This window comes from Chryseobacterium sp. CFS15 (assembly GCF_031118795.1).
Classification (GTDB): Bacteria; Bacteroidota; Bacteroidia; order Flavobacteriales; family Weeksellaceae; genus Chryseobacterium; species Chryseobacterium indoltheticum.
The window spans coordinates 112,901-138,201 of the sequence record NZ_JAVHYL010000009.1 but is presented as its reverse complement, the minus strand read 5'-3'; the positions used below and the strand labels follow the sequence as shown (position 1 = coordinate 138,201).

Below are 25,301 nucleotides of genomic sequence, written 5' to 3'. Positions count from 1 at the left end.
AATTATGACCAAGGATCTAGTACTACTTTCACGCAGCCATCTTCTTTTTTATCAAAAATTTCATACCCTTTTGCAACATCATTTAGTGATAATCGATGGGTGATAATATCATCAAGACGCACCTGCCCGGTCTCTACATATTTTAATAATTTATCGATAATTGCATGAACAGGAGATTGTCCGGCTCTTAGAATTATGCCTTTATCAAAAATTTGTCCGAGCCTGAAATTATCATAATTCACGGCATAAACTCCTAAAACAGAAACCGTTCCGCCTCTTCTTACGCCACTCATACATGCTTCAAGAACCTTCATAGAGCCTTTTTCAAAATTAATTACCGCTTTTGCTCTATCAAGCAAAGACCGTTCAGGTTCAAAACCGACAGCGTCAATACAAAGATCGGCGCCTCTTCCGTGTGTAAGTGCTCTGATTTTCTCAACCGTACTTTCGGCATCTTCCCAAAGAATGGTTTCGCAGCCTGTAAGATTCTTGATCTGATCTAGTCTGTATTGTAACGTATCAATAACGATTACCTTTCCGGCATTATGAAGAATTGCACTTTTTACTGCCATCGAACCAACAGGGCCTGCTCCGAAAATTGCGACTGATTCGCCGCCTTTAAGGTCTCCCCACATTACCCCCGTATATCCGGTTGGGAATATATCGGTAAGAAATAATGCCTGTTCGTCTGTAAGCAGATCCGGAACTTTTCGCGGTCCAAAATTGGCGTAAGGAACTCTTACATACTGAGCCTGGCCGCCGTTATAGCCTCCATATAAATCTGTATATCCAAACATTCCGCCCCCTTTTTCGGTCATTATTCCTCCTTCTGGACCGTAATTTTCAGGATTTGATTTTTCGCATCCGCTGGGAAGATCATTTTCACAAAAATAACAACATCCACAGGCAATTGGGAATGGTACCACTACCCGATCGCCTTGGTGTAAATGGGTAATATTTTTACCTTTTTCTACGACTTCACCCATGAATTCATGACCCATTACCATTGGTCTTGGTTGCGGAATACCTCCGGAATACATGTGTAAATCGCTCCCACAGATTGCTGTAGAGGTTACTTTAAGGATAATATCGTTTTCATCTTCAATAGTCGGATCTGGAACTGTATCACAGGTTATTTTTCCAGGTGCGTGAAAAACTGCTGCTTTCATATTTCAAATTTTTATGATTGGTGTTCTTTTTTGGTTATTCCGTTTCTCTCAAGTTCGAGGTGCCAAACTCTGTGCGATGCGATAGCTTTTACAAAGTTGTCATCACCTTTTTCGTTTTCAGCTAAAATCACCGCAGGATCTTTATGTTTCTTTTGATACATATCGGTACGGTCATAGATGATCTCTGTATTTTTACCAAAATAAATGGCTTTGCAATGTCTGTAAGCTTCATTTAAGAAATCAACAATTCCATTTTTGTAATCCGGTTGCATCCAATTATGGCTTGATTTTTCTCCTGACGCTACATAAACAGCATCAAAACAGACACTTGACGTACTGCTTATTGAATGTTTTGGAGTAAATAAAGTTCCATCTTCGGATTTTACAGGAGCCATCTCGGGAGCGACAACCTGTACGACAGCGCCTTCACTTTCCAGCTTGTCCTGTATTTGTTTTACCGCATCAGTATTGCATCCGTCTGCAAGTAAAAATGCAATAACTCTGCTTTTAATAGAATCTTTTACGGTATTTTCCATACTTAAAGCTTCAGATCTTTTTTGGCTTGGCTCACGCTCTGCACTTTGTAATGATAAACCATCATGATCAGCAGGAATACTTCCATTCGGTCGTTCTAAAACTTTTACTTCAACTCCCAGTTTATCAGCCACTTTTTTAGCAAGATCTTTATTAATAAAATTAAGCTGACCCACCATTCTTTCTCTAATTGCAGGAATAGTCACTTTAGAAAGTTCGAAAATAAGAGCCTTTTGCAAATGTCTTTTTTCTGCTTCAGACTGGCTGTTATAAAATAATTTGGCCTGCGAATAGTGATCTACAAAAGATTCGCTTCTTGCTCTGATCTTAGCACCACTTACTCTTTCACCGTACGATGCAAAACCTCCTTCCTTCATCATCGCCTGAAAAGGACACCCGCCTCCGATTGAATTTGGCTCATAACTTACTTTTCCTTTTACTATTTGCTGTCTCATATGGCCATCTCTTTGGTTATTATGTACAGTCTGAGTCGATCTGTTAATAGGAATTTCGTGAAAATTCGGCGATCCTAATCTTGAGAGCTGGGTATCTGTGTACGAAAATAATCTTCCTTGTAAAAGCGGATCGTTGGTAAAATCAATACCCGGAACCAAGTGTCCCGGATGGAATGCAATCTGCTCAGTTTCTGCAAAAAAGTTGTCCGGGTTTCTATTTAAAGTAAGCGTACCGATGATCTCAACCGGTACCAATTCTTCAGGTACAATTTTAGTAGGATCTAAAAGGTCAAAATCAAAATCGTGCTCATTTTCTTCAGGAATCAACTGAACCCCAAAATCCCATTCCGGAAAGGCACCATTTTCTATAGCTTCCCAAAGATCACGGCGGTGAAAATCGGGATCGTTACCGGATATTTTCTGAGCTTCCGGCCAGGCTACAGAATGAACTCCTAATTTGGGTTTCAAATGAAACTTTACAAAAAACGCATTCCCTTCACTGTTGATAAATCTAAATGAATGAACTCCAAACCCTTCCATCATTCTAAAGCTTCTTGGAATTGCCCGATCACTCATCAGCCACATAATCATGTGCATACTTTCCGGCATCAAAGAAATAAAATCCCAAAAAGTATCATGTGCGGATGCAGCCTGCGGAATTTCATTATCCGGCTCAGGTTTTACAGCATGTACAAGATCCGGGAATTTTATGGCATCCTGTATAAAGAAGACCGGCATGTTGTTGGCCACAAGATCATAATTGCCTTCTTCCGTATAAAATTTAATTGCAAAACCTCTCACATCACGAGCTAAATCTGTACTACCTCTACTTCCTGCAACTGTAGAAAATCTCACAAAGACCGGGGTTTCTTTTCCAATACCTGACAAGAATTTTGCTTGAGTATATTTTTCCATGCTTTTTGACAGCTTAAATACTCCATGAGCACCAGATCCTCTTGCATGAACAATACGTTCAGGAATTCTTTCATGATCAAAATGTGTAATTTTTTCTCGAAGTATAAAATCTTCTAATAAACTTGCGCCTCGCTCACCAGCCTTAAGAGAATCTTGGTTATTGTTGATCTTTAAGCCCTGATTAGTGGTCAATTTTTCATTAGAATTATCTGTGGTGTGATCTTTTAGCTGATCTAGCTTTTCATTTTTTTGAATGTTCTTATCCATAATAATTTTGTAATTTTTAGTGTTTAGATTGATTTGGTATTTATTGTTTTGATGTAAAATTCTAATGCTTTAAATAAAAAAGCATACCATTTTATTCAGATAACAGCATTAATTTAAAAATTAACGAATTATAATGCATGTAAGACTCCTCTGAAAAAATCTATCGCTGTGTTGATGTGGTATCAGAATCATTTGTATTTGCAGATTCGGCGTTTAGCGGAGCATTCAATGCAGTTGAATCTGATGGAGGAAGTGCCATTGAAGTATCAGAGGGTAATGTTCCAGTCGACATACTGTCATTTTGATTTACCTCTTTTTTCTCTTTTGCACAACTAATGAATGTAGCGCCTAAAAATAGGGCTGAAAGAAAATAAGTTTTCATAAAAGTAATTTTGTAATGTTTGGTAAAACCAAATTTAGTTTAATAATTCCCTAATGATTATGACCTCAATCATACTATTGAAGATAAATTATAAAAAGTACCACACCTTATTTTTTCTGTGACATTGGTCTTATTCTTGGATACGACTTAACGCACCAAATCAAAATATCCTGTTATGAAAAAACATATCGTTGTCGTAGGAGGAGGCTTTGCCGGTATTAATTTCATTAAAACAATTGCTAAATCAAATGATTTCATCGTTACATTGGTTGACCGAAATAATTACCACTTCTTCCCTCCCCTAATTTACCAGGTTGCGACTGCATTTATTGAACCGTCACACATTAGTTATCCCTTTAGAAAGCTATTTTCAAATTATGATAATGTGCATTATCACATGGGAAGTTTTCTTAGCATTGATACAGAACTACAAATCATTGAGACCGACACCGGTACCATAGGATACGATCATGCAATTCTTGCTTTGGGAACAGAAACCAATTTTTTTGGCTTAGAAAATGTTCAGCAGTGTGCGCTTCCAATGAAGACTATTCACCAGGCATTATACATTAAAAATCACTTGCTTTTAAACCTTGAAAAGGCATCAAGAAATGAAGACGAAAAAAAAGCAGAAAGATTACAGAATATTGTAATTGCAGGTGGTGGCCCTACCGGAGTGGAGCTTGCAGGTATGATTGCCGAGATGGGTGGTTATGTAGCAGAAAAAGAATATCCTGAAATAGAGCTTAACCTTTCTCATCTCTATCTTATAGATGCGCTGCCATCATTGCTGGCTCCGATGAGTGACGCAGCCAAAAAAACGGCATACGATAATTTAAAAAGATTGGGAGTAAATATTCTTTTGAATGTATCTGTAAAAGATTATGTGGAAGGAAATGTAATATTATCAGATGGAAGAAAAATAAAAACAGAAACACTGATCTGGACCTCCGGAGTTATAGGTCGCGAAATAAAGGGAATTCCCGAAACCAGTGTAGGAAAAGGCCGAAGATTATTAGTAGATGAATACAACCGGGTTTTAGGTTTTAATAATGTCTGGGCATTGGGTGATCTATGTTTACAGTTAACTGATAAAAATTTTCCCAAAGGGCATCCTCAGCTTGCGCAGGTTGCTATTCAACAGTCTAAATTAGCCGCAAAAAACGTTAGAAAACTTTATAATCAACAACCTTTGCAACCATTTGTATACAACGATAAAGGAAGCATGGCAATTATTTCAAAATATAAAGCCGTCGTTGATCTTCCACAGTTCTCGTACACGGGCTTTTTTGCATGGCTTACGTGGCTTTTTATACACATTATCCCGTTAACAGGGTTTAGAAACAGAATAAGGCTGGCATTGGAATGGTTTAGATTATTTATTACCAATAATCCTTCGATACGAATGATTTTGCAGCCTAAAAAGAATGAACAAAAAGATAAAAATTAACTTTAAAAATAAAATAATATGCTTAAAAAAATGTTAGCCGGATTAGGAGGAGCAATCGCGCTCAATCTACTCCATGAAGTTGTCAGAAAAAATTTTGATAATGTCCCGCACATTAATGAAGTTGGAGAAGAGGCTTTAAAAAAAGTAACCGATTCTACAGCTCTTGAAATCTCTGATCCCGATAAACTGTACGCTGCAACTTTGGCAGGCGATATTGTGAGCAATGCCATTTATTACGGAACTACAGCAACCAATTATAATCTCACAAGCGGAATTGCTGCCGGAATTGGTGCCATTGTTCTTCCTCAAAAGATGGGCTTAAATGATCAGCCGGTTGCCGAGAATAATAAAAAGAAACTTATGACCGTTGGCTACTATATTTTTGGTGCAATGGTTACCAAATTGATTTATGACAAAATTAAATAAAAATTTACCCCTGCAATGCGGGGGTATTTTTTTATACTACAAACATATTCTACCATTTGAAATGCATACCAGATTTTCCTGTTCCAGTTTTTTTACGGTTCGGATAACCGTTTCAACCCGGAGTCCGGTGATATTTGCAATTTGCTGCCTTGAAAGAGGAACTTCAAATTTGAAAGGTTCATTTACCTGATAATGCGTTTTTAAATATTCTAGAACTTTATAAATACGATGTGAAGGATTATTGATTGATAATGTAGTCAACATTTTATGTCGATAAAGCATTCTTTCAGCATTATGTCGTAAAAGATTTTGCATCAGATCTTTATTTTCATCAATCATTTTCATAAATTCCGGCTTCAGTAATTTAATAATTACGGAGTCATGAAGCGCTTCAGCATTGATGCAGTAAGAGGCATCACACCATAAGAATGTTTCGGCAAAACAATGACCTTCTGAAGGAAGACTATGAATGAATTCGGAACCATCGTCTCGATACGTATTCAATTTAACAAGTCCCGACCGTATCTGAAAGTAATATCTTGGGAGTGAATTTTCTAAAAAAATTGTTTCACCAGCTTGGTATTCCTGAATGACAGCACCATTTTTAAGAAGAATTTCTTCATTAATAACCATAAAATAAATAAAATATAAAAGATTATAAGCAGCCTGAATCTAAATTCTACTCTTGTGAATCATGTACAAAAATATAGATATTCGATCCCAAAGTTTATGATTAGTCGCATAAACGTAAGATTTAGTTGAGCTAGAGACCCCTACATTTTTTAGTTTATCCGTGAATCACACATTGTTACTTCTAAAATTATAAGTGTAATTAAGATCATTTTTAAATTAAATTAAATAAAAAATCGTATACATACCACAAAGCACTATTTGAAGGCATATTTATTGTTTAATCTTCCAAAAATATTAGTATGGAAAATTCAAAAACAATCTCGGTACTCAACGATTTGCTGCACATTACCAATGACAGAATTAAAGGTTTTGAAAGAGTGGAAGGAAAAGTTTGGGAAAGCTATTCTGATCTTAAAGGTGAATACGATAAAATGATTTCCCAATCAAAAATAATGAAAAATGAGATCATCAATCTGATTACGGAAAGAGGTGGAAAACCACACGAAGATACTTCATCATTAGCAGGAAACCTGCACCGTACCTGGATCGATATCAAAAATTCGCTACCGGTTACCAACAATGATCAGGAAACTCTTGAAAATGTAGTTTTTGGTGAGAAACATGCTATTGAAGCGTATGATAATGCCCTGAAAAGCGGTGATCTTTGTGCGGAGAGTTCAGAAGTAATTGCAGATCAACTGAAACAGTTGCGTGTCTCGTACAGCCAGTTCAGGAATATTGAGCGATATAAAAGTAAAGAAGATTAAATTTAAACAAATAAAAAATGAACTATAAAGAAGCTTTGGAGCACAAAAAAGAATCTCTGAAAACCGCAGACGAGTCGGTTCTAAAACAATATCATCTGGTGATTTCTCCTGCCAATAAAGATGAAAGTAAAGAATTCATCGATGCTTTTCTCGAAAACCCTGATCAGTTTGATGATGAAAGCTGTAAAAAATATTCATCCGACGGTCTGTATGAAGTGATCAGTTTTAAGAAAGAGGAAGAATAATATTGAATAAAAAGCTCAATATTGAGAGTTTTAATTCGGTAATTCCTACAACCTTTGAATACATCTTAATAATGGTCTGAAAATTGTAATTTTTAAACCTGAACCAATCAACAAAAAATATTTATGGAAACTAAAAATGCTAAAAAAAGCACAACAAAAAAAACAAGTACCACATCGTCAAAATCAACTCCTAAGACTCCTGCCAAAAAAGATGCAGCAAAAGATTTAAAGGATCTGTTTGAAGATTCTCTGAAAGACATCTACTGGGCAGAAAAAGCCCTGGCTAAAGCATTACCCAAAATGCAAAAAAACGCCACTCACCCAAAGTTGAAAAAAGCAATAGGTGATCATTTGGAAGAGACAAAAGAGCATGTAAAGAGACTTGAAGAATGTTTTAAATTATTAAAGAAAAAAGCACAGGCAAAAAAATGCGATGCGATGCAGGGACTTTTAGATGAGGGCAAAAGCATTATGGAAGAAACCGAACCGGGTGCTATCCGTGATGCAGGTATTATTGCAGCCGCTCAGAAAGTGGAACATTACGAAATCGCGACATATGGTACTTTAGCAGCTTTTGCAAAAGTTCTTAAAGAAAAAGATTGTCTTAAGCACTTAATTTCGACATTAGACGAAGAAAAAAACTGTGACAATTTACTGACGAGAATTGCAGATACCAATCTTAATTCAAAAGCAATAAACAGCTAAATTATTATTCTTATCAATAAAATAGATCCGATATTCTACATATCGGATCTATTTTTTTAGTATGCACTAGCACTTAAAACAACTTACAAAATGCAAGATTATTCAAAGTTTGTAAGTCCTTCTGTAAGGCATTTCCACTGTATTTTTGAAAATCCGAGCATACCGCCGATGGCAATCATAAGATTTCTGATGCAGTTAAAAAATCCTGATTTTAAATTTGGATATTCATTTCTACCATAAATTCCTGCCTTTACCAAATTCTTCTCTTTTGAAATTACAAAAGTTGATGTAGCGGCATTAGAATAGAAATGGGCAATTTTCCGACTGTTTTTTTTTATGGGATCTTTTGATGGTCTGCATTGAATCATGATGCGATCGTTAACATCCATATCGATCATAATAATCTGTACCCAATCATAAGACCGTCCTTCGCTTCCACCCGGACCCGGAATATCAATTCTGATGTAGTCTGAAATCTTTGGTAAGCGGTCTACAATTTCTCCTGAAGAATCACAAAGTTTAAATTCTGTAGTACTTTCGGGGCAATATTTCCGCCAGTTATTAATCGATAAAAATCGCTGTTTGAGTTGATCAAATTTGATGTCGACATCTTCATTATTTGTAATTTCTTTACTACTTTCTGTATCGTGAAAACTGCCTTTATAATGTTGCGGAACTCCGGGAATATTTTTTGGTTTCATAGTAATTAGCTTAAATTTAAATAAATTATGGTGTTTCATCATGCGCCATATCTACAGGTTTAGATTCAGGTGAGCCTTTTTCCCGAAGCCAAATCGATAAGATTACCAACGAGAAAACTGCCAGAAACTCGCTTTGCCAGTTTTGTAAAGATTCAAACCAGAATCTGGATTCTGAAAGATATTCATACCAGCGAATAGGTGGCAGACCTTTCATTGATTCTTCGAAATTGTGATCTTTAAAACTACCATAAAAGTGCAGTATAAAGCTGATCAGAAATAATATAGCAAATGCGAGAGATAACGAATGATTGTATATTTTCAGATAAATCCCACCCTTTTTTACCGGCCACGGAGCATCACGGTGAGGTTGCGGTTCTTTGTCTACATCTTCAGCTTCAGTTAAAGATTTAGATTCGCTTGATCCTTTTTGTCTTAGCGAAATGGTCAACAGAACATACAGCATCATTTGAAGAAATTCACTTTCCCAGTTTTCAAATGTTGCCTGAATAAAATGTCCGCTGTTAAAATATTCTGTAAAAGTCAATGGAGTCAATCCTTCTTCCGCAAGTTCTTTATTTTCAGTAGTAAAACCGGTGAAAAACTGACCAATAAGACAGATTATCATCAGGAATAAGAGAACGAGACTTAAGCTGTTTTTATAGAAAAAACTGTTTTTAAATTTCTTCTTCATTTTTATTAAATATAATCTTGAAACCTAAATAAAATACTCTTAAAAAAATATGTTATGCTTAAACAAGAATAGTTTATGGCAATGGAATATATGCTGAATTGAACTTTTAAAACCTATATTTAAATATTTTATAAAAATTCAAAAATACAATAAGCTTATTTTGGAAATAGCCTGTTATTTACTTACAGCTTTTCCCCACAAACGGGCATGCTGAAAGTACAGCGAGATTTCAAACTATATTCTTGTTTGGCGTTAACTAATTTAATGCTAAATCAAGACAATCATTATGACTTGAATCATAGCAATGCATATTTATGTAAATCCAAAAAATGCAGGCATTTGCATTCAGAATTACAGATCCTAATATATTATAGTATTTTGAGGAATAAAATTTCTAATAATTTGCTCCTAAAAATTTTTCAACCTTTTTCTCTAGAATTTGCAACTCAAATGGTTTTGCAAGATAATCATCTGCCTCGGCTTTTTTTGCCAAAGTATTGATGTCACTATTGGCACTGATATAAATTACCGGTATATCTTTAAACTCACGATGATTTCGCAGCAACTTTACGGCCTCTATCCCACCGATATCCGGAATCCAGTTATCCATTAAAATTAAATGCGGTCTGAAGTCGGCAACCCGTTCGATAATATTGTGTGAAGTTTCTGAAACCTCCACTTCATATCCATTTTCGCTAAAAATGATAGTAAAAACATCTAATATAGATTTATCATCATCAAAAATTAAGATTCTTTTGGTATTCATAAGTCTCTTTGTGATTAATCAATATCAAATATAACACAAAAAGATCTTAAGGTTTTATGATCACAGTAGACTACGTATCTACTTTTCCTTTTTATTTGCTGGAAAAACGATTGTACTATAAAAAACAAATAACAATAAAAAATCCCGGAAATTTCTTTCCGGGACTTATAATTTTACGATAATCAATTTTTCAGATGAATGAATTATTACTTTATCTGAAATTAATTTTTTAATTCGTTTAAGTTATTAAACTTATTGTACGATGACTTTAAATGATGTAGCTGATCGCTCACAACTCTTGAACTTTCCGGACAAAGATCTCCGCTGTCTAATGCATCCTGATAGGCATCAATAGCTGCTTCTTCTCCAAAAACTACATTTTCTAATGTTGCCTCTGTTTTATCTCCTGAGAAAGAATTTTTTACGTCAATCCATCCTCTATGAATAGCGCCTGCAGTAGTTCCTGAATCATCAGGATTACCTCCTCTTTCTGTAATTAATTTTACCAGCTCAGCTTTCATTACCTGAGACTGAGCGACCATTTGATCATAATCACCTTTCAATGGCGAATAAGTGTCCCAAACTTTGTCTTCAACCGTTGCAAATCCTTTAATTCTGTCATTTGTAATGTTTAGCAGATCGTTTAAAACTGCTACTGTTCTTTCGTTGTGCATAATAATATTTTTTGTGATGAGTCTAGTTTCTTACAACCACCATACCATTGATGGCCTTTAGGTAAACAATCGTTATAACTGTGGTACCTTTTTATTTTCTGTACTATATATTGACATAATTAAGGTTGACCACTTCCTCCCGCCGAACCATAAATCTGTCCTGTTGCAAAACTTGCATCTTCAGCAGCAAGCTGTACAAAAATAGAAGCCAGCTCTGCGGGTTGGCCCGGTCTTCCAAATGCTGTGTCCTGACCGAAAACTTCAATATTTTCCTGAGTCTGGCCACCACTGATTTCAAGAGCCGTCCATACAGGTCCCGGAGCAACGCCGTTTACCCTGATCCCTTTCGGACCCAACTGTTTGGCAAGTGATTTTACATAACTCGTTGTTGCCGCTTTTGTCTGAGCATAATCATAAAGATCAGCGGAAGGATCATACGCCTGAACTGATGATAAACCTATAATACTGGAGCCTGGTTTTAGAAAAGGTAACGCCGCCTTTATGATCCAGAACGGAGCATAGATATTGGTTTTCATTGTCCTGTCAAACGCTTCGGTACTGATGTCCAAAATTGATTCATTGGTTTTCTGATGTCCCGCATTATTGATCAGAATATCTAATCCTCCTAATTTCTCTGCAGCTTGCTCAACCAATTTTTTGCAAAATGATTCTTCCCGAAGATCACCGGGTATTCCAAATCCTTTAGTGCCTGCTTTTTCAATTAATGCAAGAACCTGATCAGCATCAGATTGTTCTTCGGGCAGATAATTGATGACAACATCTGCTCCTTCCCGTGCATATGCAATGGCAGCCGCTCTTCCTATTCCCGAATCTCCACCGGTAATCAAAGCTTTTCGACCTTTAAGCCTGCCCGAGCCCACGTAAGATTCCTCGCCATGATCAGGAACTGGATTCATCTTATGCGCCAAACCCGGAAAGGGCTGAAATTGTCTTTCAAATGGAGGTTTAGGGTATTTTTTTGTAGGATCATTGAGTCCTTTCGCATTTTGAGAACCTGATTTTTCATTTCCTGTAGAACCTTGTGTGCCTGATAAGGATGCAGCATCGGATGATGTTAATTTTTCCATAATAAATATTTTAAGTTTAGGTGTATTTAATAGTAACAGAAGTTACCTCTTGCCTGAAATCGGCTTTCTATGTTACGTGTTGATACAAGGACTATTCCATTTTAGGTTTAAATAATTCAATATTGAGTTGTTTTACATTTAAAATTTGGTCAACAAGCACTATTTACATGTATATTATTGAGGTTTACAGTTGCATTTTACATTTTCAGAATGCTGAGGAACGCTTTTTGAATATCCAATTCAACGGGAGTTTTTCTATAAATCATCACCATAACGTATGAAAAAATTATTAACGGGATTAACAGTTGGAATTTCAGCAATAACTGCACTTATTTACTTATCAGGTTATGGATATATTTTTAAAGCCATTGGTATTAACTTAAAAACAGGCCCACTTACCCCATCCATTGATGATGAAAAAAAATTCCCTTCCCGTATCATTTCGAGCTCAAAACCTAAAGCCTGGAAGAAAAGCGATGAGTATAATAAACATCAGTTATCAAAAAGGCTTACCGATGAATTGAAAAAGACCCGGGCGTCATCACTTTTAGTTATTAAAGACAATCAATTACTTTATGAAAAATATTGGAAAGACCATCAACCTTCTTCGTTGATGAATTCTTTTTCTATGGCTAAAGGATTTCTATCTATTCTAACAGGATGTGCAATTGATGACGGTTACCTGGAATCAGAAGATCAGTTGGTTTCAACTGTATTTCCTTGCTATAAAAAAAGTAGGTACGGAAAATATCTCACCTTTCGCCACCTGATGACCATGCAGGCCGGGTTTGACTGGGATGAAGAATATCGTCATCCCTTTGCCGAAAATTCAAAACAGTATTTTGTTGGTGATCTTGCCGAACAAACCTTTGGCATTACAATAAAAAAGATGCCTGGACAAAAATACGAGTACCAAAGTGTTTCGGCGCAGCTTTTAGGATTGGCTTTAACCCGCATAACAGGAAAAAGCTTATCAAATTATCTGTCAGAAAAAATATGGGAACCTTTAGGCATGGAATTCTCCGGTAAATGGAGCACCGATGAAAAAGGAATGGAAAAAGCATTTTGTTGCGTACATGCTACAGCCGGAGATCTCGCAAAAATAGGACAAATGGTTATGCAAAACGGAATGTGGGAAGGAAAGCAACTACTTAGTGCCGAATATTGCGAAAGAATGCTGAAACCAACTATTCAAAACGATGCGTTTTGCTACACTATTTGGGCTGGTGACAGTAATAATAATGATATAGAATGCCGTTTCTTCTATGGTTTTTTAGGTCAATTCATTATCATGATTCCAGAAAAAAACATGGTAATCGTTAAAACCGGATTGTACAACAGACTTGAAGTTGATCAAAAGAAAAGACCTTTACAGGTAAAAATTCTGATCGAAGAAGTTATGGGGATGCTTTAAATTGAGTTTAATACTCATTTTCTTACTCAGAAATCAGTTGATCCTCTTTTTTGAATTTTAGAAATAAATAAATATTCCATAAAATCATTTCGTATCCGTAAACGGTATCTTCTATCGGAATGGTAAGCATTCTTATTCCTAAAAAATTCTCGGGATTATAGTTTACAATTGGTGACTCCAGACCTGTACCGGTGAGAATTCCATTTACACCCAAAAAGCCAGGCATCAATATAAAATAAATAAATGATGCTTTGCCTATCCACCGTGATTTTAGCATAAAATAAAGAATAAACATGCTTATCGCTGTCGTTAAAAACGTGATGAAAGTATAGATTTTATCATGAAAGCAAACCGCAATTCCTAATGCAGAAACAATAGAGATGATTACAAATACTTTTTCAGGAAACGGTTTCCAGTCGAGTTTAAAAAATTTATCTAAACAGAAATAGGTAAAAATACATGAAAACGGAATGCAGAAGAAAAACAGTATTTCCTCAATCGGAAGGTTGTAAATCCGTATTCCTAAAAGGTACATATCATTGAACCACCACACCCCTCTTTTGGTAAACCAGATATCCCAAATAATAAATACAAGCGCTACAATGAATGATGCTTTAAAAAAAGCAGCAAAATGTCTGTTGAATTTTATTTTTGGATGAAATGAAAAAACAAAACAGATGATTACCGTGAAAAAATTAATCAATAGATAAGTATAATGCAGCATTTATCCGGTTTTATGTTTATTAAAATACATTTTAAAATATTTGATAGGCACCCAAAGAAAGCCAAAGCACTCGCCTCTTTCTTTCCCTGTATGTTTATGATGCTGCTTATGAGCACGTCTTATAGCCAGTAAGTAAGGATTTTCTGTATTGCGTAAAAACTTAAATCTTTGATGTATAAAAATGTCGTGCACAAAGAAATACGCCATCCCGTAAAGTGCTATTCCGATGGCAATATAAAACCAATGATTAAAATTCTGCATTGTTCCGTAATACATTAAGAGTATCGTTGGCAAGGCAAAAATGAGGAAAAAGTAATCATTCTTCTCCATCACTCCTTCATTGCTGTGATCATGATGATCCTTATGAAGCATCCAGAGAAAACCATGCATAATATATTTATGAATGAGCCACGTCATCCCTTCCATGATGAAAAATGTAGCTACTACAATCAGAAAATTCATTATTTTATTTTTTTATTGAAACGTTCTTCTAAAACCTTATACCTGTAGCTGAATACATGCTCAAGTTTTTTCTTGACAAATAATTTATGGGCTATTTCACCCAAGAAACCTAAAGGAAGTTCATAATCTACCGAATCTTTCATCAAAACCCCTTTATCATTGATAATAAATTCATGGTGATGATTCCAGAGTTTGTAAGGTCCTTTTTTTTGAAAATCTGTAAAACTTTTTTGAAAATCAACCTGAGTGATTTCTGTTTTCCATTTCATTTTTATGCCAAAAACAGGCGAAACATAGTAGTCAATAATCATCCCCTCAAAAATCTCATCCTCCGTCATTTCGGTAAGGACGATAAAATTCATTTCTTTCGGTGTAATCTTAGAAAGATTATTGGCAGAAGAAAAAAACTCCCATGCCGTTTGTATATCACAGTTTAGCTGTTGTTCTCTGTAAAGCTTGTGTATCATATTGTATGATTTATATTGTACTCTTTATAAAAGAGAAGTTTTGTATTGTAAATAGCTGCTCATCATTAACGATATTTTTCTGCCGTTTGAGATTCTTATTCTCTGATTAATGATTTTACTGGCCGACGTTCTTTTTATTTTTCTAAAGAGTGAAATATAATAGCGGTAAGCCAGATATACACCAAATCTAGCAGAAGGCGGTAATTTTTTAATTCCTTCTAAAGCAATTTTAAATTCTTCTTCTATTTCTTTTTCTATGTGAGATTTCACGGTATTGTCAAAATACGAAATATCAACATTCGGGAAATAACAGCGTCCTAAAATCTGATAGTCATCCTTCATGTCCCGAAGAAAATTAACCTTCTGAAATGCAGATCCCAGAATCATCGCATAAGGCTTCAGCTTTTCAAATTCTGTTATATTACCTTCTGTAAAGATATGAAGACACATTAAACCCACTACTTCTGCAGATCCCACAATATATTCTTTGTATAGATCTGAATTGTAATCTATTTTCTGCAGATCCATTTCCATACTTTTCAGAAATTGATGAATAAGGCTGTGATCGATTTTGTATCGGTGCACCGTTTCCTGAAATGACTGCAAAATAGGATTTAGAGAAATTCTATCTTCCAGCGCTTCGAAAGTTTCAGCTTTGTATCTTGATAAAAGCTTATGCTTATCATAGTCATGAAAACTGTCCACGATCTCATCAGCAAGACGTACATATCCGTATATCGCGTATATGGGATTTCTGATTTTCGGGGAAAGTGCTATGATTCCCAGAGAAAAACTCGTACTGTATTGCTTTGTGGTTTCTCTGCTTATTTTATAAGAAAGGTCGTCAAACAATTTTTTCATATTAATTTATTTTACTGGCTTCGTTTGCTGCTATTTTTCCTGAAATGATGGATGGCGGAACTCCCGGACCGGGAACAGTAAGCTGGCCCGTATACAGCAGATTTTTAATCTTTTTATTTCGGATAGAAGGCTTCAAAACAGCCGTTTGTGATAAGGTGTTGGCGAGACCATATGCATTTCCTTTATAGGCATTATAATCTTCTTTAAAATCATTAATGCAATAGCCTTTTTTATATTCAATTTTTGATATAAGATCTGAACTTCCTGTATGTTTTTCTAATCTTGCGATCATTTGTTTAAAGTACTTTTCCCTCATTTCCTCAGAATCTTCTATTCCTGGTGCAACAGGCATTAAGAGAAATATATTTTCACAGTTTTCGGGAGCAGTGCCTTTATCTGTTTTGGACGGGCAACATGTATAAAACAAAGGTTTTGTAGGCCATTTTTTATTTTCGTAGATCTCGTGGGTATGAAGTTCCAGATCATTTTCAAAGAAAAGAGTGTGATGTTTCAGGTTCGGTATTTTTTCTTTAATTCCAAGATAATAAATAAGACATGATGGAGCAAATGTCTTTTTCTCCCAATACGATGATTTGTAGTTTTTGTACTCTGCAGGAAGAAGCTTATCTTCTGTATGATGATAATCTGAAGAAGCAATTACTAAATCAAATTCTACAATTTCTCCATTTACCACCAAAGCGCGGGCTTTATCATTTTCAACCTTAATCTTTTCTACATTTGAATTAAAGTGAAATTGAGCTCCGTTTTCCACAGCAATCTGCATCATCGCATCGGTCACTTTTGAAAAACCGCCCATCGGATACCATGTCCCCAATTTATAACCACCATAATTCATGAGGCTGTATAATGCAGGGATATTTTTGGGTGCAGCACCAAGAAAGATCACCGGAAATTCCATCAGCATAATCAGCTTAGGATGCTTAAAGTAATTTCTTACAAATTTGCTGAAATTGGTAAGCAAATCTAGTTTTAGAGCGTTTTTTGCCATTTTAGGTGAAATAAACTCAAACCAAGAATGACAAGGTTTATTTACAAATTCTTTCATCCCAATTTCGTATTTGATCTGAGCATCTTTCATGAATTCTTCCAGCTTTTTGCCGGCTCCCTTTTCCATGCTTTCAAATAGAAGAATCATCTCATCATAGCTCTCGGGAATATTCATCACGCCATCCGAAAATACCATTTCAAACTGAGGATCAAGAGGAATAAGCTCATAAAAATCAGACGATTTTCTGCCAAAATCTTCAAAAAAAGATTCGATAATATCTGGCATCCAATACCAACTTGGCCCCATATCAAAAGTATAACCCTCATCGGTGCTAAATTTTCTTGCTCTGCCGCCTACCGAATTATTTTTTTCAAATACGTAGACTTCATTTCCTTCCTTTGCTAAATAGGAAGCTGCAGACAGACCCGAAAAACCAGACCCTATAATGGCTATTTTTTTACTCATAATTAATTTTTCATGAATGAATATTCTTTACTGACAACATCGATAAGTTTTTTAGAATCGATATTTCGGCTGAATATGGGATGGTGAAATTTTTCTAACTTGTCTAAAATACGTATTAATTCTATCTTTTCAGAATAATTAAGATCACCCGCTACAATATTTGTTGCTGTTCTTATCTTTTGCATCTGATTTTCTAAAGATAGCAATCCTGAATGGGTAATATTTATGACTTTGGTTCTTTTATCAATCTCCGAATCTGTCTGCTCAACCCATCCAAGCTTTATCAATCTGTTAATAATCAACATTCCGACAGGTTTTTCGTGAACATTTTTTTTGATAAGTTCCATCTTAGTCATTGCACCAAATGCCTTTAGATTGATGAGATAGATAAAATCTTCCTGTGTCGCAAAGTCTGACTCTGAAATCGCAGATTTTGAGTAGGATTTGGCATATCTGTTAAGATGCACCAACGATGTACTTATAGCACTTTCCAGACTTCTACCCTCTTCTTTGCCTTCCCAATAAGGTTCAGTACCTACGCTATTTAGTCGACCAGACTCTTTTATGCACAGCCAAGCTTTAAAACCATCAACATCTGAGGAGTACGTATTACTTTTATTTTCTGCATCAAATTCTTCAAGTAATTTGATGACATCTTTTACAATAGCATATTTCATTTGGTAAAAATAGTACACAAATATACTAAATTATTTAAATTAAATATATTTATAAACTATTAATTTGTTTTAAATTAAAGCTATATCATAAAGTCAAGAATTACCCAAAAATAAGTTTGGAAGAAAAAATTAATGAGCTACAAAATCAAAAGAAACAAAATATTGATAATCTTGCATTTAACTTTCCGAAAAAGAGGAATACAAAACTTTATGTTTTCTGAAGTGATCTGAATCATAAAGATTCACATTTAAAATTCGTTATTTCATATTGTTTTTAGCGGACTCATTAATTACCCGCTATCATAACAAACCACCATAATTACAATTTATATGAAAAAAAACTTTTTTGAAAGGTTTTCAGATCATTCTGTATGCTTTACCTTGACAATTCTTCTGGTCACAATCTCGGTATGTTTTTATTTCTTAGAAACATGGCAGCTCTTTATCAATACAATCTTAATGCTTGTAATGGTATTCATCATTCAGAAAACACAAAATAAATATCCGAAAGAAATTTAAATAAAACTCACTAATTTTTTATATCCAGTAAAAGAGCCACAAATAGTTTGGATAATATCAAAAATTTAACATCAAAAAAATTCAAGCTTCATAAGTTTTACGAAAGAATAAGTATGATTTCATAAAGAAGTGCTCTCACATTCCTTTCCATTGATAAATAACCTAATAACAAAGTACATATATACATGATAACGTCTTCAAATATCGATTTGTCTCCTGATCAATTATCAGTTAGATCTTTGATTCAGTTTTTAAAAGAATTAGAAAATTTGTATAACCACATCGGAGAATACCTGCTATCAGCTAACGAAACTGTCTCGACTGCCGAAAGTGTTACTTCAGGATTGTTACAGTTTTCTTTTTCGCAAATGAAAGATGCTTCAAAGTTTTTTAAGGGCGGGCTTACTGCATATACCCTTGAGGAAAAAGTAAGTCTTTTAAAAGTAGATCAGGCAGAAGCCTGGTACTGCGATTGTGTTTCACCCAATATTGCCGACAGCATGGCGGTTAATGTCTCCAAATTATTCAAAACAGACTGGTCGATTGCCGTTACGGGTTACGCAACTCCCGTGGAAGAATCTAAAGAAGAATTGTATGCCTTCTTTTCTATTGCATACAAAGGCGATATTGTTCTTTCACAAAAATTGGAGCTGCACTCCAGAACTCAATCAATAAATGCACAATTATATTACAGCGAATTTATTTTAAGCTGCTTCAAACTTGAATTAGAAAAGCAAAAAGAAAAAAAATCAGGCTATTAAACTATTACACCAAATATATATTTTATGGAAAGCTTACAATTATCAGGAAAGACTGTCCTAATAACAGGTGCAGACAGCGGAATTGGAAAGGCTGTTGCGCTATTGTTTGCCAAAGAAGGGGCAAACATATCTTTCATTCATTACAAAGACTATAAGGATGCAGAAAAAACCGAAAAGGAAATTACAGAATTAGGACGAAAAGCCATTTCATTTGGCGGAGATATTAATGATTCTAAATTTTGTAATGAAGCCGTATCAAAAACAATTGCAGAATTTGGAGCGATTGATATTTTAATAAATAACGCCGGAACACAGATTCCATGCGGTTATATTGCTGATCTGAAAGAAGAAGATATCAGAAAAACTTTCAACTCAAATATTATTGGGCTCATTTTATTGACAAAAGCGGCATTTCCACACCTGAAACAGGGAAGTTCAATCATTAACACCACTTCGGCAGTTGCTTATATGGGCCATGAAGAGTTGCTCGATTATTCTGCAACAAAAGGAGCCATTGTCTCATTCACTCGCTCGCTCGCTTTACAGTCAAAACCAAAAGGAATACGTGTAAATGCCGTAGCGCCGGGACCGGTAGCAACACCGCTTACAGAGAAAACTTTTGGAGAAGAAGAGGATGACCAGGACAAACCACCTCTTGAACGAAAAGCATCTACTGAAGAAGTCGCTGCCAGCTTTTTGTTTTTAGCAACTGAAGCTTCAGCACAGATTACTGGCCAGGTTTTACATCCAAACGGAGGATTAATTGTTAACGGATAAGATATGAACGGAGTGATGATTCAATTTTTCCATTGGTACCATCCGGGTGCTATCTGGAAAGAATTTGCAGAAAAAGCAGAACATTTGAAAGATTTGGGATTTACCGCTGCATGGCTTCCTCCCGCTACTAAATCCAGTATTGGTAAAAAAGGCAGAGGATATGAAGTCTATGATCCTTACGATCTAGGAGAATTTGACCAGAAAGGTGGTATTTCTACACGATATGGTACAAAAGATGAATACCTGAAAGCCATTAAAAAAGCTCACGATTTTGGGATCTCAGTATATGCAGATATAGTCTTGAATCACCGAATGGGTGGCGATGAAGAAGAAAATATAACCGTACATAAAGTAAATGATGAAGACCGTAATGAAATAATCAGTAAACCGATGGAAGTTTCAGCATTTACTAAGTTTACGTTTCCCGGAAGAAATAAAAAATACTCCAACTTCGTGTGGGATTACCATTGTTTCAGTGGAATTGATCATGTAAGAAAAAACGGAGAAAAACTGCAGGGAATTTTTAAAATTCATAATGAATACGGAAATGAATGGACGGAATCTGTAAGCCATCAATTCGGAAATTACGATTATTTAATGGGTGCAGACATCGAATATCGTAATCCAAACGTGGTTCAGGAGATGAAAGACTGGATAAAATGGTATGCAGAAACCACTCAGATTGACGGAATGAGACTTGATGCATTAAAACATATTTCATCCGACTTTTTAAAAGAATGGATCAATTACATTAAAAAAGAAATCAATCCTGATTGCTATATTCTGGGAGAATTCTGGAAGGATGAAGCAGAGAAGATTGTACATTTTTCTGATGAAATGAATGATCTTATTTCCTGTTTTGATGCACCGCTGCATTATAATTTCTTTAAAGCATCAACAGAAGGCAGCAGATATGATCTTACAAAAATTTTAGAAGGCAGCTTTCTGGAAAAGAAACCTATGTTCTCTGTCTCTTTTGTTGAAAATCATGATACGCAGAAATTACAGGCGCTCGAATCAGCCGTTGAAGATTGGTTTAAACCATTAGCTTATGCAGTGATATTGCTTATTGACAAAGGTTACCCGTGTGTTTTTTATCCCGATGTTTTTGGTGCAGAATACACCGATATTAAAGATGAGAAAGAAGTAAGGACTGTCATGCCCAAGATAGAAATTTTGCCTAAACTGCTAAAAGCAAGACAGCAATTTGCGTATGGCGAACAAATTAATTATTTCGATCACCAAAATTGTATTGCCTGGGTAAGAAAAGGCGATCAAAAGCATGCAGGATGTTTGGTTATGATTTCAAACCATGATGAAAATTCTAAAGAAATTGACTTTGGCAAAGAAAATGCAAATTCGATCTATATAGATTTTCTTGAACAAAGAAATGATATTATTCAAACAGATGAAAACGGAAAAGCCATTTTTCATGTAAATGCGCAATCTGTAAGTGTTTGGGTGAAAAAGTAATTATTAAAAATTAGAAATAAAGCGTTGCCAGATTATAGACGAATCATTGAATAGGAAATTTTCTGGCATTTTCCTTGAAGACCAATTACAAAACAATTATTATGAAAAGAGACGGAAAAAATGTAAGCTTTTGGGAAAGCCAAGCCCAGCAGGAAGTAATACAAAATTATAATGAGACGCACTTTGAGACCATCATCGTCGGCGCAGGAATTACCGGCGTAACATTGGCCAAAGAACTTCAGAACCGCGGTCACAATTGCCTTCTGATAGAAAAAGAAAATCCGGGTTTCGGAACGACAGGCGGAACTACGGCACATATTAACAATTTTTTTGATTCTTCCTATGATGAGATCGTTAAAAACTTCGGTGAAGAATCGGCTGTTTTGTTGGCTGATGCAGCAAAAGATACAATTCGTTACATTAAGCAAAATATTGTGCATCATCATATTTCGTGTGACTTTAACGAATGCAATTATTATCTATTTAGCGCTGATGAAAAACAGTCTAAAAAGCTTGATGACATCTTGGAGGCTCATCATAAAGTAGGAATTGATACAGAACAGACTTTCAGTATTCCATTTTCTCTGGAATTTAAAAAAGCAATAGAAATAAAAGGCCAGGCACAATTTCATCCGCTGCGTTACATCAACAAATTATTGAAAGAATATATTAAAAACGGCGGTGCAATCGCGACAGAAACGCACATTAAAGATTTTGAAAATAAAGACGGCATTGTTACTCTTACAACCGATAATGATTCTGTTTTTACTGCTAAAAATTTGGTCTGGGCGACGCATATTCCACCCGGAAACAACCGTTTCAGCGTACTTTTGGCACCTTACAGAAGTTATGCAGTGACCTTAAAACTGGCTAATCCAGTAAAATCAATGGCTCAGACTGCTGATTTATATGATCCTTATCACTATGCACGATACCATAAATCTGGCAATGATTACTTTTTAATTGTCGGTGGATTTGACCATAAAACCGGAGACGAAGACGATACCGAAAAACACTTTGATGAGCTCATGAAATATGTAGACGACAATTTTAAATACAAAGAAGTTGTTGCCAAATGGTCGTCGCAATTCTATCAATCGGCAGACGGTTTACCATACATCGGCAAGATGCCGGGTGAAGACAATATCTACATTTCTACAGGCTTCACCGGAAACGGAATGACTTTCGGGTCGATGACGTCATTAGTCATCCCGGATTTGCTTGAAGGCAAAGAGACTGAGCTCTCAAAATTACTTGAGCCAAGCCGTATAAAACCTTTAGCGAGTGCAAGAAATGTTTTCGACGAAGTAGTCAATGCGTCAGTACATTTTGTGAAAGATAAATTTACGGCAGATAAAATAGATGAACTTAATGAGCTCAATAAAGGTGAAGGCAGAATCATCAAGTATGACGGTAAAACCTACGCTGCTTACAGAGACGAAAAATCTGAGATTCACCTTTTAAGTCCAGTTTGCCCGCATACCGGCTGTACTGTAGCTTGGAATCCTTCGGAAGTTTCTTGGGATTGCCCTTGTCACGGTTCAAGATTTGATATTGAGGGAAAATTGCTGAATGGTCCTGCCATGACAGATTTAAGCAAAATAGAAGATTAGTACAAGTCCTTCAATGAGAATTACATGATGACAGTCATCTGAATTTCAATTTTAAATACAGTGAAATGCAAGATCAAAACAATCCTGAGTTTAAAGGCGGCCAAGGCCAAGTTTTAGAACCTGAAACGTATAGAGATTCCATTGGTACAATGGAGCAATCCGGTAAAAGAAAATGGGTGTTTCCCAAAAAACCGAAAGGAAGATATACCAACTACAGAAATATTGTAGCATATACATTGCTGGTCTTTTATTTTGCGCTGCCCTTTATACAGGTTAATGGTAATCCTGCCCTGTTATTAGATATTATCAACCGTCAGTTTTTTATTGCCGGGCAGCCTTTTTATCCTCAGGATTTTTTCATTCTCACATTCGGTGCTATCGTTTCGTTGGTTTGCATAATCATTTTTACAATTGCTTTCGGGAGAATTTTTTGCGGGTGGATCTGTCCTCAGACGATTTTCCTTGAAAATGTTTTCAGAAAGATAGAATATGCCATTGAAGGAGACAGAAACAAACAGATGAAATTGGATCGGCAAGAATGGAACACCGAGAAAATATGGAAAAGAAGCCTTAAATGGTCGATCTACATTATACTTTCATTGATTTTCACCCATTTCATGTTTATGTATATCGTTGGCTACAAAGAAGTTTTCAGAATTATTTCTGAAGGGCCATTTGAGCACTTTACAAATTTCATTGTCATGATTCTTTTAAGCGCCGCATTTTACTTTGTATTTGCGTGGTTCCGCGAACAGGTCTGTACATTGGTCTGTCCGTACGGAAGACTTCAGGGCGTACTTATTGATAAAGAAACCATTAATGTTTTCTATGATTTTAACAGGGGAGAAAACCGTTCAAAATGGAGAAAAGGAGAAGATCGGAAAGCCGCAGGAAAAGGAGACTGTATCGATTGTTACCAATGCGTTGTGGTCTGCCCTACCGGAATTGATATCCGAGATGGGCAACAGTTGGAATGTGTGAATTGTACCGCATGTATTGATGCCTGTGATGAGGTGATGGATAAAGTAGGTTTGCCAAAAGGGTTAATAAGATATGCCTCAGAAAAGGAAATCGAAACGGGACAGCCTACCGGGTTTAATGCAAGAATGAAAGGCTTTCTTATTTTACTGGTCGGTCTTCAGCTGCTGCTTGGCTATCTTCTTTACAGCCGTGCTGATATGGAAGTTAAATTTATAAAGCCCGCCGGAAGCACATTTTTTGTGAGCGAAGGAAAAATTACCAATACATATAATTTTACTTTCCTTAATAAAACCAATGAGAACAAAATCGTTACCATTAAAATTCTGGAACCTCAGCATGGTGAAATTTCTTACAGTGCATCAAGCAAAATAAAAGTAGAAAGAGACAAAATTACAAAAGGAACGATCAGCATAAGTTTCCCCGAAAAAGAGATAAAGCTATCCAAACAAAATATAAAATTAGGAGTTTACGATCAAGATGGTGAACTTCTGGATTCTTATGATTCTTATTTTGAAGGACCATTTAAGATACAGTTTTAACGATTTTCATCTTACTATTTATAGATTTTTCAGTATGGTAACCACTTGATTGATTGCTTCTTTGCGTAATTTTGGCAAACCTTTATCGAGTGCTAAAAGTATATCATTACATTCCTTCAAATACCGCTTCGCAAAAGAAGGATCGTGTTGTGGGATCTCTTTAGAATTGTCTATAATATCTGCATATTTTATAGTTTGTGCGCGTGCACTTATTTTCCGGAGTCTCTCCAACTCCATCCTTTTACGGGTGTCTCTGTTGAGCTTCGGAAAATCTTTTTTCACATACACATCGGTGAGTTCATTCACCAATTTAATAGTCAGGTTCCGGTCGTTTTCGTTCATTATATCTTTAAGAAAATGCAGAATATGATCTTCAGATGTTGCAGTATCTTCTAATACGTCATGCAGTATTGCCGTTGCCAAAACCGGAAGCTCTTCCGTATACTCTTTGCAAGTTTCCATAACCCGGATGGGATGTACAATATATTTATCAGCCGTATATTTTCTTGTCTGGTCGCCATGTGCATTATCAGCAAATTCAATGATTTTATTTATAATTTCTGAATGATTCATTGATGATATAATTAAGAATAATTGATGTAAAAACAGCAAGCCGCTTGCCACCTGATTGATTTGTTCCTCTTATTCCTATTTATTATAATATTGTGAGGCAAAAATCTGTGTTAAAGTG

General features: G+C 35.6%; 28 protein-coding genes. 12 read left to right on the top strand and 16 right to left on the bottom strand.

Annotation, left to right across the window (positions count from 1 at the left end; translation table 11 throughout):
* Positions 1 to 2: 2 nt before the first annotated feature.
* The 3 genes from OH814_RS14935 to OH814_RS14925 form a co-directional block, all read right to left on the bottom strand.
* A complete protein-coding gene (locus OH814_RS14935; protein WP_308828703.1) occupies positions 3 to 1,169 on the bottom strand; it encodes a zinc-dependent alcohol dehydrogenase in 1,167 nt (388 codons plus the stop codon).
* 11 nt (positions 1,170 to 1,180) lie between these two features.
* Positions 1,181 to 3,340 carry a catalase gene (locus OH814_RS14930; RefSeq protein WP_308828702.1) on the bottom strand — a complete coding sequence of 720 codons (2,160 nt, stop codon included), beginning with the start codon at positions 3,338 to 3,340 and terminating at the stop codon, positions 1,181 to 1,183.
* 160 nt (positions 3,341 to 3,500) lie between these two features.
* Positions 3,501 to 3,722: a hypothetical protein gene (locus OH814_RS14925; protein ID WP_308828701.1), complete on the bottom strand. Its 222-nt coding sequence runs from the start codon at positions 3,720 to 3,722 to the stop codon at positions 3,501 to 3,503.
* Between the two features lie 175 nt (positions 3,723 to 3,897).
* Here OH814_RS14925 and OH814_RS14920 point away from each other — a divergent pair, with 175 nt between their 5' ends.
* Positions 3,898 to 5,172: an NAD(P)/FAD-dependent oxidoreductase gene (locus OH814_RS14920; RefSeq protein ID WP_308828700.1), complete on the top strand. Its 1,275-nt coding sequence runs from the start codon at positions 3,898 to 3,900 to the stop codon at positions 5,170 to 5,172.
* Positions 5,173 to 5,190: 18 nt separating this feature from the next.
* The gene (locus OH814_RS14915; RefSeq protein ID WP_308828699.1) at positions 5,191 to 5,598 is read left to right on the top strand and encodes a hypothetical protein; all 408 of its coding nucleotides are present in this window, start codon (positions 5,191 to 5,193) and stop codon (positions 5,596 to 5,598) included.
* Between the two features lie 36 nt (positions 5,599 to 5,634).
* Here OH814_RS14915 and OH814_RS14910 read toward each other — a convergent pair whose 3' ends face one another.
* Positions 5,635 to 6,231, bottom strand: a complete 597-nt coding sequence (locus OH814_RS14910; RefSeq protein ID WP_115619233.1) for a Crp/Fnr family transcriptional regulator — start codon at positions 6,229 to 6,231, stop codon at positions 5,635 to 5,637.
* Positions 6,232 to 6,530: 299 nt separating this feature from the next.
* Between OH814_RS14910 and OH814_RS14905 the strand changes: the two genes are divergently transcribed.
* From OH814_RS14905 to OH814_RS14895, 3 genes are all read left to right on the top strand, one after another.
* Positions 6,531 to 6,998 carry a PA2169 family four-helix-bundle protein gene (locus tag OH814_RS14905; RefSeq protein ID WP_308828698.1) on the top strand — a complete coding sequence of 156 codons (468 nt, stop codon included), beginning with the start codon at positions 6,531 to 6,533 and terminating at the stop codon, positions 6,996 to 6,998.
* Between the two features lie 17 nt (positions 6,999 to 7,015).
* Entirely contained in the window at positions 7,016 to 7,243 is a 228-nt protein-coding gene (locus OH814_RS14900) for a hypothetical protein (protein ID WP_115619235.1), read from the top strand.
* A 123-nt stretch (positions 7,244 to 7,366) separates the two neighbouring features.
* The gene (locus tag OH814_RS14895; protein ID WP_201134578.1) at positions 7,367 to 7,948 is read left to right on the top strand and encodes a ferritin-like domain-containing protein; all 582 of its coding nucleotides are present in this window, start codon (positions 7,367 to 7,369) and stop codon (positions 7,946 to 7,948) included.
* A 98-nt stretch (positions 7,949 to 8,046) separates the two neighbouring features.
* Here OH814_RS14895 and OH814_RS14890 read toward each other — a convergent pair whose 3' ends face one another.
* The 5 genes from OH814_RS14890 to OH814_RS14870 form a co-directional block, all read right to left on the bottom strand.
* Positions 8,047 to 8,649, bottom strand: coding sequence for a hypothetical protein (locus OH814_RS14890; RefSeq protein ID WP_308828697.1), 603 nt, complete (start codon positions 8,647 to 8,649; stop codon positions 8,047 to 8,049).
* A 25-nt stretch (positions 8,650 to 8,674) separates the two neighbouring features.
* A complete protein-coding gene (locus OH814_RS14885) occupies positions 8,675 to 9,340 on the bottom strand; it encodes a DUF6766 family protein (RefSeq protein WP_308828696.1) in 666 nt (221 codons plus the stop codon).
* A gap of 394 nt (positions 9,341 to 9,734) precedes the next feature.
* Positions 9,735 to 10,106: a response regulator gene (locus OH814_RS14880; protein ID WP_308828695.1), complete on the bottom strand. Its 372-nt coding sequence runs from the start codon at positions 10,104 to 10,106 to the stop codon at positions 9,735 to 9,737.
* Between the two features lie 221 nt (positions 10,107 to 10,327).
* Complete coding sequence (locus OH814_RS14875; protein ID WP_115622028.1) at positions 10,328 to 10,780, bottom strand: PA2169 family four-helix-bundle protein; 453 nt, start codon at positions 10,778 to 10,780, stop codon at positions 10,328 to 10,330.
* Between the two features lie 119 nt (positions 10,781 to 10,899).
* Positions 10,900 to 11,868, bottom strand: coding sequence for an SDR family oxidoreductase (locus OH814_RS14870; RefSeq protein ID WP_308828694.1), 969 nt, complete (start codon positions 11,866 to 11,868; stop codon positions 10,900 to 10,902).
* Between the two features lie 277 nt (positions 11,869 to 12,145).
* Here OH814_RS14870 and OH814_RS14865 point away from each other — a divergent pair, with 277 nt between their 5' ends.
* Positions 12,146 to 13,282: a serine hydrolase gene (locus OH814_RS14865; protein WP_308828693.1), complete on the top strand. Its 1,137-nt coding sequence runs from the start codon at positions 12,146 to 12,148 to the stop codon at positions 13,280 to 13,282.
* Positions 13,283 to 13,304: 22 nt separating this feature from the next.
* Here the strand turns inward: OH814_RS14865 and OH814_RS14860 are convergent, their stop codons facing one another.
* Genes OH814_RS14860 through OH814_RS14835 form a run of 6 tightly spaced genes read right to left on the bottom strand, consistent with a single transcriptional unit; the run spans position 13,305 to position 17,947 of the window.
* The gene (locus tag OH814_RS14860; RefSeq protein WP_308828692.1) at positions 13,305 to 14,006 is read right to left on the bottom strand and encodes a lycopene cyclase domain-containing protein; all 702 of its coding nucleotides are present in this window, start codon (positions 14,004 to 14,006) and stop codon (positions 13,305 to 13,307) included.
* Positions 14,007 to 14,468 carry a sterol desaturase family protein gene (locus OH814_RS14855; protein WP_115619242.1) on the bottom strand — a complete coding sequence of 154 codons (462 nt, stop codon included), beginning with the start codon at positions 14,466 to 14,468 and terminating at the stop codon, positions 14,007 to 14,009.
* On the bottom strand, positions 14,468 to 14,935 hold the full coding sequence (locus OH814_RS14850) for an SRPBCC family protein (protein ID WP_115619243.1): 468 nt from the start codon (positions 14,933 to 14,935) through the stop codon (positions 14,468 to 14,470). Before OH814_RS14850 ends, OH814_RS14855 begins: the two co-directional genes overlap by 1 nt.
* 24 nt (positions 14,936 to 14,959) lie before the next feature.
* Entirely contained in the window at positions 14,960 to 15,796 is an 837-nt protein-coding gene (locus OH814_RS14845; protein WP_115619244.1) for a phytoene/squalene synthase family protein, read from the bottom strand.
* A 1-nt stretch (position 15,797) separates the two neighbouring features.
* On the bottom strand, positions 15,798 to 17,270 hold the full coding sequence (locus OH814_RS14840) for a phytoene desaturase family protein (protein WP_308828691.1): 1,473 nt from the start codon (positions 17,268 to 17,270) through the stop codon (positions 15,798 to 15,800).
* Between the two features lie 2 nt (positions 17,271 to 17,272).
* A complete protein-coding gene (locus OH814_RS14835; RefSeq protein ID WP_308828690.1) occupies positions 17,273 to 17,947 on the bottom strand; it encodes a MarR family transcriptional regulator in 675 nt (224 codons plus the stop codon).
* Between the two features lie 330 nt (positions 17,948 to 18,277).
* On the opposite strand from OH814_RS14835, the gene OH814_RS20675 reads away from it, so the two are divergent.
* The 6 genes from OH814_RS20675 (at position 18,278) to ccoG (ending at position 24,610) form a co-directional block, all read left to right on the top strand.
* Positions 18,278 to 18,466 carry a low affinity iron permease family protein gene (locus OH814_RS20675; RefSeq protein WP_374990580.1) on the top strand — a complete coding sequence of 63 codons (189 nt, stop codon included), beginning with the start codon at positions 18,278 to 18,280 and terminating at the stop codon, positions 18,464 to 18,466.
* Between the two features lie 185 nt (positions 18,467 to 18,651).
* Positions 18,652 to 19,227 (top strand): CinA family protein, encoded by a 576-nt coding sequence (locus OH814_RS14830; protein WP_201134590.1) that lies wholly within the window; start codon positions 18,652 to 18,654, stop codon positions 19,225 to 19,227.
* Positions 19,228 to 19,251: 24 nt separating this feature from the next.
* Positions 19,252 to 20,004, top strand: a complete 753-nt coding sequence (locus tag OH814_RS14825; protein ID WP_115619249.1) for an SDR family oxidoreductase — start codon at positions 19,252 to 19,254, stop codon at positions 20,002 to 20,004.
* Between the two features lie 15 nt (positions 20,005 to 20,019).
* Entirely contained in the window at positions 20,020 to 21,477 is a 1,458-nt protein-coding gene (locus tag OH814_RS14820; protein ID WP_308828689.1) for an alpha-amylase, read from the top strand.
* Between the two features lie 101 nt (positions 21,478 to 21,578).
* Positions 21,579 to 23,090, top strand: coding sequence for an FAD-dependent oxidoreductase (locus OH814_RS14815; RefSeq protein ID WP_308828688.1), 1,512 nt, complete (start codon positions 21,579 to 21,581; stop codon positions 23,088 to 23,090).
* Between the two features lie 65 nt (positions 23,091 to 23,155).
* The gene (ccoG, locus tag OH814_RS14810; RefSeq protein WP_115619252.1) at positions 23,156 to 24,610 is read left to right on the top strand and encodes a cytochrome c oxidase accessory protein CcoG; all 1,455 of its coding nucleotides are present in this window, start codon (positions 23,156 to 23,158) and stop codon (positions 24,608 to 24,610) included.
* Between the two features lie 18 nt (positions 24,611 to 24,628).
* On the opposite strand, the gene OH814_RS14805 is transcribed toward ccoG, so the two are convergent.
* Positions 24,629 to 25,183 carry an HD domain-containing protein gene (locus OH814_RS14805; protein ID WP_308828687.1) on the bottom strand — a complete coding sequence of 185 codons (555 nt, stop codon included), beginning with the start codon at positions 25,181 to 25,183 and terminating at the stop codon, positions 24,629 to 24,631.
* Positions 25,184 to 25,301 lie beyond the last annotated feature (118 nt).

Bases quoted from the DNA above. Each gene is read 5' to 3' on its own strand.
- OH814_RS14825 (WP_115619249.1), top strand. From the start codon at position 19,252: ATGGAAAGCTTACAATTATCAGGAAAGACTGTCCTAATAACAGGTGCA.
- OH814_RS14860 (WP_308828692.1), bottom strand. From the start codon at position 14,006: ATGCTGCATTATACTTATCTATTGATTAATTTTTTCACGGTAATCATC.
- OH814_RS14815 (WP_308828688.1), top strand. From the start codon at position 21,579: ATGAAAAGAGACGGAAAAAATGTAAGCTTTTGGGAAAGCCAAGCCCAG.
- OH814_RS20675 (WP_374990580.1), top strand. From the start codon at position 18,278: ATGAAAAAAAACTTTTTTGAAAGGTTTTCAGATCATTCTGTATGCTTT.
- OH814_RS14900 (WP_115619235.1), top strand. From the start codon at position 7,016: ATGAACTATAAAGAAGCTTTGGAGCACAAAAAAGAATCTCTGAAAACC.
- OH814_RS14885 (WP_308828696.1), bottom strand. From the start codon at position 9,340: ATGAAGAAGAAATTTAAAAACAGTTTTTTCTATAAAAACAGCTTAAGT.
- OH814_RS14935 (WP_308828703.1), bottom strand. From the start codon at position 1,169: ATGAAAGCAGCAGTTTTTCACGCACCTGGAAAAATAACCTGTGATACA.
- OH814_RS14870 (WP_308828694.1), bottom strand. From the start codon at position 11,868: ATGGAAAAATTAACATCATCCGATGCTGCATCCTTATCAGGCACACAA.
- OH814_RS14830 (WP_201134590.1), top strand. From the start codon at position 18,652: ATGATAACGTCTTCAAATATCGATTTGTCTCCTGATCAATTATCAGTT.
- OH814_RS14835 (WP_308828690.1), bottom strand. From the start codon at position 17,947: ATGAAATATGCTATTGTAAAAGATGTCATCAAATTACTTGAAGAATTT.
- OH814_RS14880 (WP_308828695.1), bottom strand. From the start codon at position 10,106: ATGAATACCAAAAGAATCTTAATTTTTGATGATGATAAATCTATATTA.
- OH814_RS14875 (WP_115622028.1), bottom strand. From the start codon at position 10,780: ATGCACAACGAAAGAACAGTAGCAGTTTTAAACGATCTGCTAAACATT.
- OH814_RS14855 (WP_115619242.1), bottom strand. From the start codon at position 14,468: ATGAATTTTCTGATTGTAGTAGCTACATTTTTCATCATGGAAGGGATG.
- OH814_RS14895 (WP_201134578.1), top strand. From the start codon at position 7,367: ATGGAAACTAAAAATGCTAAAAAAAGCACAACAAAAAAAACAAGTACC.
- ccoG (WP_115619252.1), top strand. From the start codon at position 23,156: ATGCAAGATCAAAACAATCCTGAGTTTAAAGGCGGCCAAGGCCAAGTT.
- OH814_RS14910 (WP_115619233.1), bottom strand. From the start codon at position 6,231: ATGGTTATTAATGAAGAAATTCTTCTTAAAAATGGTGCTGTCATTCAG.
- OH814_RS14915 (WP_308828699.1), top strand. From the start codon at position 5,191: ATGCTTAAAAAAATGTTAGCCGGATTAGGAGGAGCAATCGCGCTCAAT.
- OH814_RS14865 (WP_308828693.1), top strand. From the start codon at position 12,146: ATGAAAAAATTATTAACGGGATTAACAGTTGGAATTTCAGCAATAACT.
- OH814_RS14840 (WP_308828691.1), bottom strand. From the start codon at position 17,270: ATGAGTAAAAAAATAGCCATTATAGGGTCTGGTTTTTCGGGTCTGTCT.
- OH814_RS14930 (WP_308828702.1), bottom strand. From the start codon at position 3,340: ATGGATAAGAACATTCAAAAAAATGAAAAGCTAGATCAGCTAAAAGAT.
- OH814_RS14820 (WP_308828689.1), top strand. From the start codon at position 20,020: ATGATTCAATTTTTCCATTGGTACCATCCGGGTGCTATCTGGAAAGAA.
- OH814_RS14905 (WP_308828698.1), top strand. From the start codon at position 6,531: ATGGAAAATTCAAAAACAATCTCGGTACTCAACGATTTGCTGCACATT.
- OH814_RS14920 (WP_308828700.1), top strand. From the start codon at position 3,898: ATGAAAAAACATATCGTTGTCGTAGGAGGAGGCTTTGCCGGTATTAAT.
- OH814_RS14850 (WP_115619243.1), bottom strand. From the start codon at position 14,935: ATGATACACAAGCTTTACAGAGAACAACAGCTAAACTGTGATATACAA.
- OH814_RS14845 (WP_115619244.1), bottom strand. From the start codon at position 15,796: ATGAAAAAATTGTTTGACGACCTTTCTTATAAAATAAGCAGAGAAACC.
- OH814_RS14925 (WP_308828701.1), bottom strand. From the start codon at position 3,722: ATGAAAACTTATTTTCTTTCAGCCCTATTTTTAGGCGCTACATTCATT.
- OH814_RS14890 (WP_308828697.1), bottom strand. From the start codon at position 8,649: ATGAAACCAAAAAATATTCCCGGAGTTCCGCAACATTATAAAGGCAGT.
- OH814_RS14805 (WP_308828687.1), bottom strand. From the start codon at position 25,183: ATGAATCATTCAGAAATTATAAATAAAATCATTGAATTTGCTGATAAT.